At 62.2% G+C, this 16518-nt stretch carries 18 protein-coding genes and 1 pseudogene; 10 read left to right on the top strand and 9 right to left on the bottom strand.

Translation table 11 applies throughout. The features are described from left to right. Window positions 1–347: 347 nt before the first annotated feature. The 6 genes from AC6RA4_RS13530 to AC6RA4_RS13505 all read right to left on the bottom strand — a co-directional run bounded on the left by AC6RA4_RS13530 (window position 348) and on the right by AC6RA4_RS13505 (window position 3645). Window positions 348–1652, bottom strand: coding sequence for an AAA family ATPase (locus tag AC6RA4_RS13530; protein ID WP_500161117.1), 1305 nt, complete (start codon window positions 1650–1652; stop codon window positions 348–350). Continuing rightward, window positions 1642–2070, bottom strand: a complete 429-nt coding sequence (locus AC6RA4_RS13525) for a hypothetical protein (protein WP_500161115.1) — start codon at window positions 2068–2070, stop codon at window positions 1642–1644. The genes AC6RA4_RS13530 and AC6RA4_RS13525 overlap by 11 nt, the downstream gene beginning before the upstream one ends. After that, window positions 2067–2225 (bottom strand): hypothetical protein, encoded by a 159-nt coding sequence (locus tag AC6RA4_RS13520; RefSeq protein ID WP_500161114.1) that lies wholly within the window; start codon window positions 2223–2225, stop codon window positions 2067–2069. Before AC6RA4_RS13520 ends, AC6RA4_RS13525 begins: the two co-directional genes overlap by 4 nt. Continuing rightward, window positions 2225–2677 (bottom strand): putative PDDEXK endonuclease, encoded by a 453-nt coding sequence (locus AC6RA4_RS13515; protein ID WP_500161112.1) that lies wholly within the window; start codon window positions 2675–2677, stop codon window positions 2225–2227. Before AC6RA4_RS13515 ends, AC6RA4_RS13520 begins: the two co-directional genes overlap by 1 nt. Window positions 2678–2888: 211 nt before the next feature. Beyond that, window positions 2889–3329, bottom strand: a complete 441-nt coding sequence (locus AC6RA4_RS13510; protein ID WP_500161110.1) for a hypothetical protein — start codon at window positions 3327–3329, stop codon at window positions 2889–2891. A gap of 94 nt (window positions 3330–3423) precedes the next feature. Continuing rightward, window positions 3424–3645 carry a carph-isopro domain-containing protein gene (locus AC6RA4_RS13505; RefSeq protein ID WP_500161108.1) on the bottom strand — a complete coding sequence of 74 codons (222 nt, stop codon included), beginning with the start codon at window positions 3643–3645 and terminating at the stop codon, window positions 3424–3426. An 85-nt stretch (window positions 3646–3730) separates the two neighbouring features. On the opposite strand from AC6RA4_RS13505, the gene AC6RA4_RS13500 reads away from it, so the two are divergent. After that, the gene (locus AC6RA4_RS13500; RefSeq protein WP_500161106.1) at window positions 3731–4441 is read left to right on the top strand and encodes a S24 family peptidase; all 711 of its coding nucleotides are present in this window, start codon (window positions 3731–3733) and stop codon (window positions 4439–4441) included. A 432-nt stretch (window positions 4442–4873) separates the two neighbouring features. On the opposite strand, the gene AC6RA4_RS13495 is transcribed toward AC6RA4_RS13500, so the two are convergent. Then, window positions 4874–8173, bottom strand: a complete 3300-nt coding sequence (locus tag AC6RA4_RS13495) for a DUF4214 domain-containing protein (protein ID WP_500161105.1) — start codon at window positions 8171–8173, stop codon at window positions 4874–4876. Between the two features lie 976 nt (window positions 8174–9149). Between AC6RA4_RS13495 and AC6RA4_RS13490 the strand changes: the two genes are divergently transcribed. The 8 genes from AC6RA4_RS13490 to AC6RA4_RS13455 all read left to right on the top strand — a co-directional run bounded on the left by AC6RA4_RS13490 (window position 9150) and on the right by AC6RA4_RS13455 (window position 13950). Beyond that, window positions 9150–9482 (top strand): hypothetical protein, encoded by a 333-nt coding sequence (locus AC6RA4_RS13490; RefSeq protein ID WP_500161103.1) that lies wholly within the window; start codon window positions 9150–9152, stop codon window positions 9480–9482. Beyond that, a complete protein-coding gene (locus tag AC6RA4_RS13485) occupies window positions 9449–9601 on the top strand; it encodes a hypothetical protein (RefSeq protein ID WP_500161101.1) in 153 nt (50 codons plus the stop codon). Before AC6RA4_RS13490 ends, AC6RA4_RS13485 begins: the two co-directional genes overlap by 34 nt. Beyond that, on the top strand, window positions 9601–9789 hold the full coding sequence (locus AC6RA4_RS13480) for a hypothetical protein (protein WP_500161099.1): 189 nt from the start codon (window positions 9601–9603) through the stop codon (window positions 9787–9789). The genes AC6RA4_RS13485 and AC6RA4_RS13480 overlap by 1 nt, the downstream gene beginning before the upstream one ends. After that, complete coding sequence (locus tag AC6RA4_RS13475) at window positions 9786–10739, top strand: PD-(D/E)XK nuclease-like domain-containing protein (protein ID WP_500161098.1); 954 nt, start codon at window positions 9786–9788, stop codon at window positions 10737–10739. The genes AC6RA4_RS13480 and AC6RA4_RS13475 overlap by 4 nt, the downstream gene beginning before the upstream one ends. A gap of 12 nt (window positions 10740–10751) precedes the next feature. Next, window positions 10752–11804: an AAA family ATPase gene (locus AC6RA4_RS13470; protein ID WP_500161096.1), complete on the top strand. Its 1053-nt coding sequence runs from the start codon at window positions 10752–10754 to the stop codon at window positions 11802–11804. Beyond that, window positions 11801–12049 carry a hypothetical protein gene (locus AC6RA4_RS13465; protein ID WP_500161094.1) on the top strand — a complete coding sequence of 83 codons (249 nt, stop codon included), beginning with the start codon at window positions 11801–11803 and terminating at the stop codon, window positions 12047–12049. The genes AC6RA4_RS13470 and AC6RA4_RS13465 overlap by 4 nt, the downstream gene beginning before the upstream one ends. Further along, window positions 12046–12732 carry a hypothetical protein gene (locus AC6RA4_RS13460; RefSeq protein ID WP_500161092.1) on the top strand — a complete coding sequence of 229 codons (687 nt, stop codon included), beginning with the start codon at window positions 12046–12048 and terminating at the stop codon, window positions 12730–12732. Before AC6RA4_RS13465 ends, AC6RA4_RS13460 begins: the two co-directional genes overlap by 4 nt. 210 nt (window positions 12733–12942) lie before the next feature. Next, window positions 12943–13950, top strand: coding sequence for a tyrosine-type recombinase/integrase (locus tag AC6RA4_RS13455; protein ID WP_500161091.1), 1008 nt, complete (start codon window positions 12943–12945; stop codon window positions 13948–13950). Window positions 13951–14004: 54 nt separating this feature from the next. Here AC6RA4_RS13455 and AC6RA4_RS13450 read toward each other — a convergent pair. Further along, a pseudogene (locus tag AC6RA4_RS13450) lies at window positions 14005–14541 on the bottom strand (response regulator transcription factor); the annotation flags it as partial. Between the two features lie 123 nt (window positions 14542–14664). Further along, complete coding sequence (sciP, locus tag AC6RA4_RS13445) at window positions 14665–14964, bottom strand: CtrA inhibitor SciP (protein ID WP_500161089.1); 300 nt, start codon at window positions 14962–14964, stop codon at window positions 14665–14667. Between the two features lie 162 nt (window positions 14965–15126). On the opposite strand from sciP, the gene mnmA reads away from it, so the two are divergent. Further along, window positions 15127–16269 carry a tRNA 2-thiouridine(34) synthase MnmA gene (mnmA, locus tag AC6RA4_RS13440; protein ID WP_500161087.1) on the top strand — a complete coding sequence of 381 codons (1143 nt, stop codon included), beginning with the start codon at window positions 15127–15129 and terminating at the stop codon, window positions 16267–16269. The last annotated feature ends 249 nt before the right edge of the window (window positions 16270–16518 follow it).

Below are 16518 nucleotides of genomic sequence, written 5' to 3'. Positions count from 1 at the left end.
CGAAGGCCGACCATGCATTAGCATTTAACCCGGACCACTCGATGGGGTCAGCTCAAGATCATGCTGGCGCAGAACTTGCGCTCCCAATCGGTCACGCCTCCGTCGCGAACGATGATCGGCATGTAGCCGAGGAGGCGGTCGGTTTCGCCGGCGGTGGTCATGCTCCCGCTCCATTCTCAAGGTGGGGAAAATCAGGGTGGGGAAATCGCCCCGGCTGCATCGAAATCCTTCCCCCCCACCCCCACCCCCCACCCGCCGGGTGAGGGGTGGGGGTGGGGAAGTGGGGAAAGGAGGATTTCCCCACGTTGTGGTGGGAGGTGGGGAAAGGGTGGGGAAAGTGGGGAGATTTAGCCATCGAAAGTCTCCGAAAGCCGGTTCTCACCGGCGACAATGACGGGCATTTTGCGGCCATCTTTCGGGCGCGGAATGGTCGATTTTCGGAGCACGTCTTCCTTCAGCCAGCGTTTGATGATGTTCTTCAGCGCTGCCTTTTCCGCGGGCTCCTCGGGGTCCATTCCGAGGATGGGGGCGATGATGAGCCCCACCCAGTCGCCCGACTGAGCGCTCTCCCTGGGTGGCGTCTCACAGGCCGAAACGGCCCTCTGGCACTCGATGGCCTGCTGGGTAGAGACCCCATCGAAAGCGTCCGGCCACTCCCACGGTACGACAACACCGACATGGTGCCCGTTCGGGATCTCGACGGAGGTCTTCTGGAACCAGCGGTTCACATCGCTGGAGGGCGGCGCAAGGTTGCTCTCGACGTCGCTGATCCGCATGAAGTGGCGGTGATTGTCGAGACCAGCCTTCACCGCCTCGTCCTCGGTCATACTGATGAGCAGGCGGTTGAATCGGGAGGTGCCTCGGAGCGCACTGCCGCCGCGACCGTCATCGATCGAGGCCTGTGCTCCGGGCGCAATCTTGCGGGTGTGGTGGATGAGACCGATTGCGACCTGGAAGGCGGAAGCGAGGCGCCTGAGGCGTTGTCCGAGGATGCGGAACACCTCGTTCGTCTCCGGGCTGGTGGATAGATCCTGCAGCGGGTCGAATATGAGAGCGTCGATGCCGTGCGTCTGGATGAATTTCTCAAGTCCAATGAAGAGGCGCTCGTTGACCACACCCTCCTGGCCCATGACCATGTAGAAGCCCTCGGCCGTGACGCCCGAGACCGGGAAGAAGGTATCGGAGATCTCCGTCTGCTCGACCCCGTACTGCTGCAGGAGGGCCGCCGTCCGGGCCTCAATCACCGACATGTCGTCCTCTGCGTTGTAGTAGAGGACCTTGCGGCGCGGCTGAGACCGGCCGCTTAGGAATCCTCGACCGCACGCCATATCGACAGCTTCGGCGAGACCGAGCATGGACTTTCCGACCTTAGGAGGGGCGAATGTCACGGACGTGTATCCGCGAGCGTAGAAATCGCTGTAGACGAATACAGGTGCCGGGATGGCTGACAGATCGCGGATACCCCACGGCTCAAAATTGAAGGCAGGCACCTCCACCTTCTCGGCGTCGGTCATCTCCCGGAACTCTTCTCCCTGGAACTCGTCAGCGTAGGCTTCTGGTGGAGGCACCGGAGGCATGTCGTCCAGGTCCGATCGGCTCTGCTCCTCCGTTCCCGCGGCTTCGGCCCAGAAATCATCGAATTCACGTCTCATCGCGGGCCTTCTTGTTCAGAAATTCGATCAGCTCGGCCCGGCGGCCCGGAGACATTGAACGGATCGCGGTCACCGCATAGGCGTCGAGCTCGTCGTCCGTCGCGTAGCTGGCCCAGAGACGCGCGTCGGAAGCCGGGTCGAGAAGTGGAGTCTCAGGGACGCCTCCGCCCGGCAGAGCCTCCAGTCCAAGAGAGCTCGCGACGATCCGGGCCTGATCCATGTCGAGCGACCGCAACGCTGCCCAGGCGATGGCCGCACGTTCCTCCGCGGACAGTGAATGCCGGAAGATGCTGCAGACCGTGCGCCAACCACGCCAATTGCCGAGCGCCAAGGCGGCGCCAAAGTAGCGCGCGGCCTCCTTGTGCTCCTTCCGAGCGTACTCAGCGAGCTTATTCGGCTTCTTCGAGGTGGCGTTCATGCGCCCACCTCCAGCCCGAGCGCCTTTGCCCGGTCCAGCAGCATGGCGCGCTCACCGGCGTGCTGAGGCCTGATCTTCCAGACACAGATTGCCAGCCACCAGCCGCGCAGCTCTGCGGCGTCTAGGGCAGCTATCCGGATGAGCGTCGGGTGCATCACTGCGTGCCTCCTGCAGCCACCTTCCACAGTTCGCGCTCAGCGCGGCGCGCCATGATCTCTCGCGCGAGGTAGGCGAGACCCTCCAGCGTGACATCGCAGGTCTCGTGGGTGACGCCCGTGGCGCCGTGCGCCTCCGCGATCGCAGCTATCCCGACCCGGCACTTGACCGGGTGCAGGTCGAATTTCCAGATCACGACCGGGTAGAGCCCGGTTCCCTCAGCGGCCTTACGAGCTTGGGCCTCCCACGCCGGACGGCAGTCGGTCCCCGCCTTGTGGGCCTTGCACTCGATCAGGAACGGAAAGGCCTCGTTGTCCGCGATCAGGTCTCCACGCTCGCCCTGCTGATATTGGCGCAGGTCCCGGCGGAAACTGAAGCCAAGCTCGAGCGTCAGCGCTTTGGCAATCGCGCGCTCGAAAGCGGCACCCTTGTTGCGTGATGCAGCCCCCATCAGCCGGACGCGCAGTTAGCGCGCGAACAGACGGGGGCCGTGGATAATTGGCGCGCGGTAGGCAAGTCGGGGGAAACTACCACCGCGCGCAGCCCTGGTTCCGTGAGTGTGACGAGGGCATTCTGTCGCGCGGCAGGGCTATGGGAGGCGAAGAAAGCCCCGCCGCGCTGACCGGCGGAGCAGTGCCCGCCGGTTTTCTGTTCGTAGTCATTCATAGCACCCTACCCCGGAGTGAAACGGCGCCTGTCATTTTAGTTTGCGCCTCTAGGGCCTCCCGCAGCCGACGCATGGCAGCCTCGCCTTCGGAAGCCTCCTGCAGTGCAGTGGCCAGATCTCCTTCGTCGGCGGACTGCGCCGCAGAGAGCGTTGCGCTGATAGCTTCACCGACCTCCTTCGAGGCGACACCAGACGCCTCGTAGAGGCTCGCCGCGGCGGTGCTCTTCTTGACGTCCATCCGGCGCATCAGCATCTTCGTCACCGGGTAGCGGCCCGCAGCATCTTCAAGCGCGAGCACGTCCTCAACCGGCCAGCCGTACTGCCCAGCGAGGCGTTTGCTCAGAGTGCCTTTCGACACCGACGCTCCATTGCGTGCGTTGATGGTTTCCGCCGCGCTGTCGAGGCAGCCGAAGGTGCCGTCGATAAGTGCCTGCATGGCGGCGTTCACTCGTGCTCGTGTGGACATGGAAACGCGATTTCCTTGGTGTGGACGTGGCAGCGGCCCATGTTCGAGGCATGGGACGGTTGGGTCATTGTGCAGCGGTAGAGGCGTCAGTTTCGAACGGTACGAAGTGCTCCGGGAGCAGACCGACACCGGATGCCTTCGCGGCATCCCAGATTGCCGCCTTGCGGTCGTCTGGGATGCTCCCTCGAGACTTCCAGCTTTGGACAGTCGACACAGGGTATCCGGCAGCTTTCGCCATAGGGCGCACACCACCAAAGGCTTCTACGATGCGATCTACATAGCTCATGTCCGCACCATGCGCACATTTCCACAGAGAATCAACCGCATTTTGCGGACAGACAGCGCGCCCTGTCTGTGCTCAAAGTGCGGACATGCGAACTGGTGAAGAATTGCGAGATGAGGTCAAAGCCCTGCGAGAGCGGGCCGGCCTATCAGTCCGAGCGGCGGCCAACCTTCTTGGGATGAGCCCTTCCGGCTATGCTCATTATGAGCAGCGGATCAAAGACCCGTATCTTCCGATGAAGATAGCAGTGGCTCTTGCTGATGCCTACGAAGCAGCAGGGATTCCGAGGAATGATGTGTTAGCACTCGCACAGCCAGGGATGCCTGCCGAAGGAAAGCCACAGGCCGAGCTCTCTCGGGTTGATGACGAGCAGATAGCCCCGAACGGCTCCGCTCTCGTCCCGGTCTTCGATGTTCACGCGAGCGCCGGAGGCGGCGCGGTCAACCATGCCGAGCCAGAAGTCTACAGCCTCGCATTCCCTCCGACATATTTGAAGCGCCTCACCAGCAGCTCGCCAGGCAATCTCGCCATCATCTCCGTGAAGGGCGAGAGTATGGAGCCCACCCTGCTCGATGACGATATCGTTCTGCTCGACGCCACCAAGACGAACCTAAGCTATGATGGCTTGTTTGTTCTGCGTTTCGACGATGCCCTGCATGTGAAACGCGTGGGCAGAGCACCGAAGAAGGGTCATGTCACGATCATTTCGGACAACAAGGATCTGTACCCGCCCATGCTAATGCCGGTCGATGAGATCGAGGCTGTGGGAAAGGTTCTCTGGTACGGGCGAAAGGTCTGAATAACCGCTACGAGCCGCCCAACCCGATCTGAAGCGAAGAACTCAAGCGCTTCCCCAGCAAGCCGCTTGTCGGATGTTTCGCCGCGCACGAAGCACCGGCTCTATCATACTTCGAACCCAGAGTGGCTGTCCCTAGACTACATTTCTGTTCCTGACGCGTTTGACTGGTGGCAGCCCAAAGCTGCCGTCAATCTGGCGAACGGCACGGGACACAAGCTAAATCGCCGCGCATTTCCAGCCTCGATCCGGTAGATCGCCTCAAAGCGCTCCGCAACAGGCGGCCACGCACGGGTCTGAGCTCGAGCTCTTAGAAAGATCCAGCAGTCGGCGCTAGCCCGTCACACACTTGTGCCCTTCGGTCCGGTTGCAGCCTTGGACCTTGGGGGCGCAGAGCCCGAAGGTCGGGCTCTGCCTTGATATGCCTGCGCCTTCTCAGAGAAGGAACGTGACGTCGTCGAAGCTCTCGAGCGTGCTGTTCGCGAAGACCACGCTCACGGCGCCGTCGGCGAAGACCGTGTCGCGGCCGACCTCCGAGAACTGCGCGAGCGCCTCGCTGCGGCTCTGATAGCCGAAGCCGGTGAGCTCGATCGTATCCCACGGATCCATCTGCAGGACCCGGTCCCGCCCGGCGTCCTCCGCGTCGAACACGAAGTGGTCCGCCCGGAAGCTGCCAAGCTGAAGGTCGTCTCCCGCGCCGCCATCGAAGGTGTCGCCCTCGACCGACCGCATGAAGGTCATGAAGGCGTCTTCGGTATTGGCGACAAATTCCGGTGCCTGCGCGAAGCCCTGAACCACCGCGGCGCGGCTCATGCCGTCCTCGAGCCGCTGCGTCCAGTTCGAGAGTCCGGTGGCATCCGGCGCGCGGCCCAGCACGTTCTGGTAGAGCTGCGTGACAAAGGCCTCGTTGTCGAGCGCGCCATAGGTGCTCTGGAACTCGGGCGAGGCGACGAAACCGTTGGCGACCGTCACGTAGGCGGTGCCCGTCTCAAGTCGGGTCGCCCAGTTCTCGAGCCCGGTCAGATCCGGCGCACGGTCGAGCGTCGCCTGATAGAGACGGAAGACGTCGTCGAGCTTGTCGGCGATGTTCGTCTCGGCCGCGACATAGGCGCTGGCGGCATCGTTGGTGTTGGTCTTGAACTCGCCGCTCTCGGAGAAGCCGCGCACCACCTCGGCGCGCGACATGCCGTCCTCGAGGCGGTCGACCCAATTGCCAAGCCCGGTCGCATCAGGCGCCCGCCCGAGCACGTTCTGATAGAGCAGGCTGACGAAGGCGGTGTTGTCGAGCGTGCCGTAGGTTGCCTGGAATTCAGGGCTATTGACGAAGCCTTCGATCACCTCGAGCAGGCTCGTCTCGCCGCTGTCGAGTCGGTCGCTCCAGTTGCCGTAACCGGTGCTGTCGGGCGCACGGTCGAGCGTCGCTTGATAGACCCGGAAGATCCGGGCCCCAATCTCTGTCGAGACATCCGCTACATCGCCGCCGATTAGCAGGTCGTCACCTTCTTCTCCTATGATCGTGTCGGCGCCTGCGCGACCTGCAATGTCGTCGTCTTTGGACGTGCCGACGAGGAAGTCATCGGCTTCTGTCGCAAAGGGACTGACTGCCACTTGAGCCGCGCTGGTGACGCTCTCGTTGGTGCCGAATCCGTCGGTGTAGGAGACGGCGACGGCAATCTCGGAGCCGACGTCATCCCGACTGAGCATGTAGGACGAACTGATTGCGCCTGAGATAGGGGCGCCGTCACGGGTCCACTGGTAGCTGAGCTCGCCCAGACCGTCGGCATCGGCGAGCGAAGCGGTGTTCACGGACAACGTCTCGCCCTGTTCGGCTGTGCCGGAAATCGAGACTTCTCCTGTCGGCGCGTGGTTGATCGTCACAACATCGAGCAGTGTGCCTACAGAGCGTGTCGTGTCGGAAAAAACAAAGATTTCGAAATTTTCGAGCTCATCCGTCTCGCCTTCGTGATGAACGAGGACCTTGTCGCCATCGACTTCGATCTCCGCATCACTGTGTGCAAAGGCAAAGACTGCGGTATCGGTTCCAGCACCGCCATCCAGGCTGTCCTCGCCAATTCCGCCAGTGATCGTATCATCCTCAGCAGAGCCCTCGATCCGGTCGTCGCCAGCGCCCGCCTCCAGCGTTCCGCCGGATGTCATCCGGATGCCGTCATTTCCAGGTGAGACGGGCGCATCGTCGAAAACAAGAAAGCCGTCAGGCTCCCAGAAGAAGAGGTCGCCGTCGTTCCTGTCGCGCGCGTTGAAGGTGACACCATCGGGCAATCCCATATCGAGTTCGAACGTGCCCTCAACCGTACCATTGGTTGCATAGAAGCGATCATCGTCCCCGTTCGACATCATGAACAGGACATGATCCCCGTAGGCCGCGAGCACGGTCGACTGGCCGTCACCGCCCTCATTGTGCATTCCTGGAGAAAGCTTAACCGTGCCCTCTGCGGTCCCGTCCGAGACAAACAAGTGCCAACTGTTATCGAACGCGAAACCCACGATGTCTGTAAAGTAGACCCGACCGCCGACCTCGAGCGCGCCGTAAAACCCTCCTGGTAAAAGCCCCTCGCCTATTTCCAGATCGGTCAGGAAAAGAGAACTTGCGTAATCGGGAAAGTCGAGGCGGAACTCAGCGCCGATCGCTTCGAGGTAACTGTCCTCGAAGATTTTTCGCGTACCCTCGGTTGTGCCATCGGTTTGCCAGTATGTGTCTCCCCACGAGAAGACGAGGGTATCTCCGAAAACGCGAGAGTCGCCAAAATTTGCATCATTTCCGCTGGGAGCCACAGGACCGGGAACAGCCTCGTAGAGCAACCGGGTACCCTCTGCCGTGCCGTCGGTGATGTATAGCTCGTAGCCTGTTTCACGCGTTCCTCCGATGAAAACAGCCTGATCGCCGAAAGGTGCGAGCGGTTGTAGCCCTACGCCCGAGTCCGCGCCAGGTGCGAGGTCAATCACATGGGTGCCTTCCGCAGTGCCATCCGTTACCCAGATTTCATTCCCGTATTCTTCCGTCTCCGCCACAAAGAGCGCTTTAGGCCCAGACGGGCCATCCAGTTGGATGTAGGGCTGCGACGCATCCCCTCCTCGAGACATTGCCCCCGTAGACATAATAGTGACGTCACCCGTTAGGGGGATGGTTCCTTCGAGCGTACCATCCGTATACCAAACCCCATTGATACCGAAAAATGATCCTGACACGCCCCAGAATACCGCTCCATCAAGGAAGGGCATCGCGTAGTCCCCATACAGTGAGAGAGGAATGTCTTCGGAGCTATCATTCTCAGGTGCTTCGTATTGCAACGCCGGTACTTGATATGTACCGTCGATCGTACCATCAATCACCCAGATACCGTTTTCTGGGTGAGTGGTTGGCCGACCATAGTCATCCCTTAGGTCTTGAAACCTCTCGACGAAGATACGGTCACCGACAAATAGCGGTTCGTTAAATTGCTGACGAGCAATCTCGCCCGAGAAGATGTCACTCACTTCTCCGGTTTCAGCGTCGAGGCGAGTTAGCGTTGCACCGTCATCGTAGTAGCTGTCATTAACCGAGTACTGACGGATAAAATAGAGATCGTCGCCTATGTAGCCGAGTGAGTTGGACAGGCCAGCGCTTTCGGTGACTCGGGAAAAACTCAAGGTTTCTGGATCAAAGGCCCAGAGGGCATACGGATCTTCAAAATTTCCTGGGATAATAGTCTGACCGGTAAAGTAAGTTCTTTTCATAAATATTCAAAGTCCATTTGATGTGCGGGCCAAGAGGCGCATGGCAGGTTTCTGTTGATCGGCTTTCCGCGCCAGAAGTGTCTGAAACTCATAGCTGATTCTCCCGAAGACTACTCAAGCGGTGCATGGGAACGAATAACTTTCTTGAATTTCATCGGCCGCGGGTCGTCGCTTTGTCCTGACCCACAAATCGTGCGTAAAAATTTCCCTTTGAATTCTTGCCGGTAGCTAGACTCGATCGATTTTCGCCCACCTCTCAGCCAAAAGCATAGAAAGTGTCCGCCTTGTCGAGCTAGTCGCAAAGTCCGAGAAATTCTGACGAAGCACTTCAATCCTGACGGGTGCTTGTAGGTTTTCCCGAGCGTTCCTGTTTTATGCGATGATGCCAGTTGCACTTGCCGCGCTCCTCGGCGCCGACAATCGACACATCGCTACGGTACGATGGGCAAGCGTAGCATAGGCGCTGTCCTGCGTGTTCAGAGAGGCATACAGAGCGGCGCCCCCTTGGGCTTGGCGACTGACCTTATCGCCAACTCGATTCTCCGCTACGTATGTCTGGCGACCGGTACTGTTGCAGATGCTCGGGTCCGCTCTCTGCGCATCGCTGCCGAACACCGCTTTCCAAATCACCCGCGCAGGCTACGACTGCAATCACTGCACGGACGACATTTGACAGAGCAATACCCTCGCAGCTTTCAGCGAGAGCGCCTGCATTCTCACACGTTGCCCATCCTGCACTTTCCTAGCTGACGCGTAACACATCTGGGAAGAAACTCTTCGCCCCGCCTGTGCCTCAGTATCGCGGACAACATTGCGCTAGCGGCCCTTCTGGCAGTCCGATTCTGGCAAACGTACGCACAAAACACCAAATGTGCGCATTTTGCGATTGCAATGTGTGCGCACTATGCGCACAATATCCCCACACCGCCCGCCGACGACGCCTTGAGCCGATCGCGGGCAGAGATGGGAGACTGACATGAAGCACGATCCGAACATCAGCTACCACGAGGGCAAGCGCCCGGTGAGCTTCACGCCCTGCGGCTGCTCGCGCTGCGGCGACTACCCGCTCGATATCGAGGACATGGCCCGCGCGGCGCTGTTCAAGGACGGCTGGGTTGCTCAGCTTGTCGAGGACAGCGGCGGAAATGTCTGCCTCACCTGCGCTCACGAGGCGGACGCCTGCGACTGGTGCGAGGGTCCGGTCAGCTCCGACGAATTCACCGCGTCGAACGCCGACACCGAGCGCCGCTTCTGCTGCGCCGAGTGCATGGACGCATGGACGACCTCCAGCGAGCCGGTGAGGTCGTGATCCGCGCCTTGATGCCCCTCCTCGATTGGCTCCTGCTCGCCGCCGCCTGCATCTTCGCCGCCTGGCTTTTCCACGCGATCCAGACCGCCGCTCAGGCGATCAAAATGGGGGCCATGTGATGGCAGTTCCCCTCTCCATCGTCCTCGACGGGGCCGAGAACAGCAACGCGGCCGCCGAGGCGGAGCTCTGGAAGCGCTTCTGCGCTGTCCGCCCTCTTGAGGCTGTACTGATCACCAACCACCACCAACGCAACGCCGCCGCCATCGCATGGGCGCGCGGCCATATCGCCAAGAGGGCAGCAGCATGAACGCCCCCCTGCCCCACGGCCTCCATTTCGGCATCACCGATGAGGCCTATCACGGCGACCCGTCCGAGCGTCCGAGCCTGTCCTCGACGCTTGCCCGGCTGATCCTGGACCGGTCCCCTCTCCACGCCTGGACCTCACACCCGCGGCTCAACCCGAACTGGGAGGCAAAGGACAGCAAGACCTTCGACATCGGGCGGGCGGCGCACCGCGCAGTCCTCGGCGCCGGCAGCGACTATGTCGCGATCCCGCCCGAGCTGCTCAGCAGCAACGGGGCGGCCAGCACGAAGGCGGCGAAGGAATGGATCGCGGAAGCGCGAGAGTCCGGCCTCACCCCGCTCAAGGCGGACGAGGTCGCCCAGATTGGCGAGATGCGCGACCGAGTGCATGCCCGCCTCACAGAGATGGATATCGATCTGGATCCGGCGTTCTCCGAAGCTACGGCCATTGCTGAGATTGCCGGCTGCCCGGTGCGAGCTCGTTTCGACAACTGCCCGGAGGCGGAGGTCGAGCCGAGCTACGACTTCAAGACCACGACCGACGCCAGCCCTGATCACTGCATGCGGGCCGTCATGAACTACGGATATGACGTTCAGGCCGCGCACTACCTCGACACGCTCAAGGCTGCGACCGGCCAAGCTCGCCGCTTCCGCTTCATCTTCCAAGAGAAGGAAGCCCCGTTCGAGGTCTGCCTCGTGGAGCTTCATCCAGACGCGCTGGACATGGCACGCAAGAAGATCCGCCGCGCCCGTGAGATCTGGGCCAACTGCATCGCGTCAGGCCACTGGCCCGGCTACCCGACAGGCGTCCACATGGTCGATCTCCCGGCTTGGTTCCACGAGCGCTGGCTCGAGCGCGAGAGCGCCGAAGGCGAGTACCGGCGTGAGTACGGGCACGATGTGCTCGATCAGGCTCGCCGCTGGCAAGCCCCCACCAACTTCGCAGCCGAATAAGGAGGACTTCCCATGGGCATGATCCGCTTCATCCCCGTCACCCAGATCAACGATCCGCTCACCCTGTCCATCGGACTTTCCGGGGGCTCCGGCACCGGCAAGACCTATTCCGCGCTCCTGATGGCCCGCGGCATCGCGGAAACCGTCACCGGACGCCCCGGGGCGCCGATCGGCTACGTCGACACGGAGAACCGCCGGGCGCTGCACTATAAGCAGACCTTCCCCGAGATGATGCACTTCGACTTTCAGGCGGTCGATGAGGCCGGAAACGTTGTCGGGTTCGGCCCGGAGCGTTGGATTGAGGTCATCGACGCAGCCGAGGACGCCGGCCTTCCGGTCGTGATCCTCGACAGCTTCAGCCATGCATGGGAAGGCGTCGGCGGCGTCCTTGACCTTCACGCGACCACGCTGGACCGCCTGACGCGCGGCGACGACAGCAAGAAGGACGCACGCTCGCAGCTCGCCTGGGCCGAGGTGAAGCCTCGCTATCGCCGCCTGATCGACCGCATCGTGCGCGCCAAGACCAACATCATCATCTGCACCCGCGCCAAGCCGGTGATGCAGGATTTCAAGACCGGTAAGAACGCCCGCAAGACCAAGACCCGCCGCGCGGATGTGCCTTGGGATCCCGCAGCGGATGGCGATCTGATGTTCGAAATGACCACCATGGTCATCCTCGACCCGGTCGCGCCCGGCTGCCCCGTCCACCAGATCAAGGTCGCCGACCAATTCAAGGGGCTCCTCGATCCGCGGCGCCCGGTGGGTGTGGAGACTGGCCGCGCCATGGCTGAGTGGGCGAAGGGTCAGGGCGATGCGCAGGCACAGAAGGAGATCCTCGACCACGCTCGCGCTGAGGCTCGTAAGGGAACCGAGCCCTTCCGCGTCTTCTGGAACAGCGACAGCGGCAAGGAACATCGCGAGCTCCTGCGGACGATCCTCGAGGAATGCCAGCGGCTCGCGCAGGAAGCGGACAGCGCAGCCGCGGCGGACGACGATGACCCGTTCGGCGCGCAGACGCAGAATGAGGACAAGGCGCCCGAGGTGTGCGAGGAGCAGCCCGCATGAGCAACGTCCACCGCCTCCCGCCAATCGCGAACCCAAACGGGCCCCGCACCGCCGAGGCGCTCACCACCTTCCAGAGCGGCGACCGCCTGAAGGCGCGCATGGACGAAGCACCGCGGGTCGATCCGGGCTTCTGGTTCGGCGCCGGGCTCGCGGTGATCCTCGGCATGTTCACCCTGCTCGTTGGCATCTGGGCATTCTACGCCAGCGGGGATCTCATCCGCTGGGCTGCGGAGGTGTTGGGATGAGCCTGCGCGTGCTGATCGGATGCGAGACCAGCGGCATCGCCAGGCGCGCCTTCTCTGCCCTTGGCCATGATGTTTGGTCCTGCGACATCGAGGCAGCCGAGGATGGCAGCAACAGGCATATCCGCTGCGACATTCGCGACGGTATCCTGCAGGAGGGTTGGGATCTGCTTGCGGTGATGCATCCGCCCTGCACCCGGCTTTGCCGATCGGGCCGGCGCTGGATGTCTGGCCCCGGGAAATGGACACAGCCGAAGCAGCTCCCGCAAGGCCGGACGTTGGCCGACATGCGGACCGAGTTCGAGGAAGGTGTGAGCGTCTTCACCTCGTGCTGGTCGGCGCCGATCCCTCGAGTTGCCATCGAAAACCCAGAGATGAACGACCTCGCGAGGGACCGGATGCCGCCGGATTTACCACGCCCCCAGATGGTGCAGCCATTCTGGTTCGGTGAGCCCGCATACAAAGGCACTGGCTGGTATCTGCGAGGGTTGCCAGAGCTTGTCGAGACAGACCGCCTGCCGGAGCCAGAGCGCGGCTCAGAAGAGTGGAAACAATGGAACAAGGTTCACCGCATGCCCCCTGGTCCGGAGCGCGCGAGGCTTCGGAGCCGGTCTTTCCCCGGCATGATGTCGGCAGCCGCTGATCAGTGGGGCTCATACGCAATGACGCAGGAGATGGCAGCATGACGCACAGATCAGGACCGCAGGCGGACCGTGACTGATGCCAGCCGCCGCGAACACCGCACAACAGCCGCTCAAGGGCGCAGAACTTCGCAAGGCCGTGGCCGAGTGGACCGGGCTGGGCTGCGCGGTCAAGATAGGCTCAGATGGCACGATCGAAGTCACCCCGCCATCGCGTGAAAGCGCTGAACCTGACCTCGTGGACTGGAGCCGAAAGTGAAAAGAGACCTGCCAGCCTACGTCTATGCCAAGGGGAAGCGCGGCTATCTCTATTTCATCCGCGCCGGCGTCTGCCAGCGCATCCAAAGTGAGCCAGGAACGGCAGAGTTCGCCGCCGACTATGCGATGCTGATGCGCGGTCGATCAGTCACGCCGAAGCGCAACATCGGCAAGCTCATCGAGTTATTCATGCGTTCCCCGAAGTGGGCCAACTACGCGCACAACACGCGGCGCGGATACGAGAGACACATGCGCTACCTTCGCGAGACCGCCGGGAACATCGACCCGGCCAAGCTGCGCACCGTCCATGTTTATGAGATGCGGGACGCCTTGGCAGACAAGCCGACCGACGCGAACCGGAAGATCGACACCCTGGTGGCGCTGCTGAACTACGCGATCCAGATCGGATGGATTGACCGAAACCCGGCGCACGGCGTCGAGCGCCTGAAAGCGACAGGACGGAAGCGGAAGCCGTGGCCGGTCGATCTGATCGACGCATTTCGGGACGAAGCCGATGGCCGAACGCTGCTCATCTTCGAGATGCTGCTCGGCACCGGGCAGCGCATCAATGACGTGCTGTCTCTGCGATGGTCAGATATCGACGGCGACGGCTTCACGCTCACGCAAGGCAAGACCAAGACCGAACTCTACATCCCTCTGACAGACCGCCTGCGCGCCGTGCTGGCGTCTCAGAAGCGGCGCGGCCTGTTCATCATCTGCCATGAGAACGGCACCAAGATCAGCTATCAGCTTGCCCACAAGGAGGTGATGGCGGTGCGAAAGAAGATCGGCGCGGATGAATACGACATTCATGCGCTGCGCTACGCCGCGGCCTCCGAGATCGCCGCTATCCCGGGCATGACCCGCGACCATATTCAGGCGATCACCGGCCATGCCGATGCTGCCATGATCCGCCGCTATGCCGGTGCCGCCGTGCAGAAGATCCGGGCGACGGAGGCGCAGAAGGCGCGCACGGACAGAACGAATACGAAACGCGAACATTGAAACAGCGTTGAAACGCAGCAAACGCATCCATTATTTTCAATACCTTAGCAGTCAATAGAGATGCTTGAGGAACATCTCCTTGGTCAGCGTCGTGCCCTTCCGAAGCGAGAGCAGTTCGAGCATCTGGTATTCCTTGCCGGTGAGATGCACCGACTTGCCGCCGACCTCGACCGTCTTGGCGTCGAGATTGACCGAGATCTTGCCGGTGCGGATCACCGATTGCGAATGCCCCTTGGAGCGGCGGATGATGGCGTGGATGCGCGCCACCAGCTCGTCGCGGTGGAACGGCTTGGTGAGGTAATCGTCGGCACCGAAGCCGAATCCCTTGATCTTGCTTTCGGTATCGTCGGCCCCCGAGAGGATCAGGATCGGCGTGTTGATCCGCGACATGCGCAGCTGGCGCAGCACCTCGTGCCCGTCGATATCGGGCAGGTTGAGGTCGAGCAGGATCAGATCGTAATCGTAGAGCTTGGCCAGATCGATCCCTTCTTCGGCGAGATCGGTGGCGTAGACGTTGAGATTGGCATGGGTCAGCATCAGCTCGATGCTCTTGGAGGTCGTCGGATCGTCTTCCACCAGGAGGATTCGCATTGAAGGGCTCCGCTGTTTCTGTCCTGTCGGTCCGACCCTGAGGCAAAGAAGTTAACGCTTCTTTACTGTAGACATCCGAATTTTCATTTCAATCGGGGGTTGCCGCTTTTCAGCGCGTCGCTGTCAGGACTCGGACGGCTCGGCCCCGGGCGCGCGAAAGCGCTGCACCAGCGTGGCTTTCAGCGCCTCCTCACCGTGATGCGCCACCGCGCGCACCCATTCGCCCAGCTCCTCGGCGCTGAGGCCGTACCGCTCCATAGCCTGATTTTCCGAGAGAAGCCCGTATCTTACCGCCTTGACGACCGCCGCCTTGCGCGACGCCACCCAGCGCCGGGTCTCGGCCGGGGGGAGATCGGCGCGGGTCATGATGGTGCCATCCGGGAGGGTCACCGCGCGCGGGCCTTTGATCTTCTTGAGGTACATCCGGTTTCTGTCCCGCTCTGTCCCGTTTCTGACCCGGCGGTTCGGTTTCGCCCGGTCCGGCTGGTGGTATTTGAGCGCGGCGGATTTAACGCGGTCTAAAAACCGCCCCTTGAGAGTGCAAAGCATTTTCCTATATTCGCGACCTGTTCCCAGGAGACCGCCATGCCCCTCGATGCCCCGACCCTCAATTCGCTCGGCCTGCCCAAGCCGCCGTCGGAGACGCGCGTGGTTGTGGCGATGTCGGGCGGCGTCGACAGCTCGGTGGTGGCGGCGATGCTGGCCGAGGAAGGCTATGACGTGGTGGGCGTGACGCTGCAGCTTTACGATCACGGTGCGGCGCTGGCCAAGAAGGGCGCCTGCTGCGCCGGCATCGACATCCACGATGCCCGCCGGGTGGCCGAGCAAATGGGCTTTCCGCATTACGTGCTGGATTACGAGAACATCTTCCGCGACGCGGTGATCGACGAGTTCGCTGAGAGCTATCTCGGCGGCGCCACGCCGGTGCCCTGCATCCGCTGCAACGAGCGGGTGAAGTTCAAGGATCTTCTCGAGACCGCCAAGGATCTCGACGCCGATTGCATGGCGACCGGGCATTATATCCAGCGCATGGTGGGGGCGCACGGGCCGGAGCTGCATTCCGCCGCCGATGCCAATCGCGACCAGAGCTATTTCCTGTTCTCGACCACGCCCGAACAGCTCGATTACCTGCGTTTCCCGCTGGGGCATCTCAAGAGCAAGGCCGAGACCCGGGCGCTGGCGGCGAAATACGGGCTGAGCGTGGCCGACAAGCCCGACAGCCAAGACATCTGCTTCGTGCCCGACGGCAACTATGCCAGCGTGATCGAGAAGTTGCGCCCCGGTGCGGCGGAGCCGGGCGAGATCGTGCACGCCGATGGCCGGGTGCTCGGTGAGCATCGCGGGGTGATCCACTACACCATCGGCCAGCGCCGGGGTCTTGGCATCGGCGGGCTGAGCGAGCCGCTCTACGTGGTCAAGCTCGACGTCGACACCAAGCGGGTCATCGTCGGCCCCAAGGAGATGCTGGCGACCCGCAAGGTGCCGGTGCGCGAGATCAATTGGCTCGGGGATGAGCCCTTCACCTCGCGCGAGGAATGGCATCTCTCGGTCAAGGTGCGCTCGACGCGGCCGCCGCGCGAGGCCATCGTGCGGCCGATCTCGGAGACCGAGGCCGAGGTCGAGCTGGTGGTCGCCGAGGAAGGCATCTCGCCGGGTCAGGCCTGCGTGTTCTACGATCCCGAGAGCAGCCGGATCTTCGGCGGCGGCTGGATATGGCGCGGGTATTGAGGGCTTAGGGGGCGGCGGTATTTGCCTCCCTGCTGACCTGACTGATCAGCGAGACCTTTTCAAGTGCCCGACGCCAGAGGCGCCGCCGCGCCATCGACGGCACGCGGGATGGCGATCCGACAGAAGAGCCTCTCGATTTATCCCTGCCAAATCCGAAAGACCTCAACACGCGGCACTGACGTCACCAAATCGCCAGCCCGTCCGGGCGGGCCGGCGATGGCGCGGCGGCCTGCGGCCTTGATTCCGCGC

It is taken from the genome of Salipiger sp. (assembly GCF_059781815.1).
This window is presented reverse-complemented; position numbering and strand designations above follow the sequence as displayed.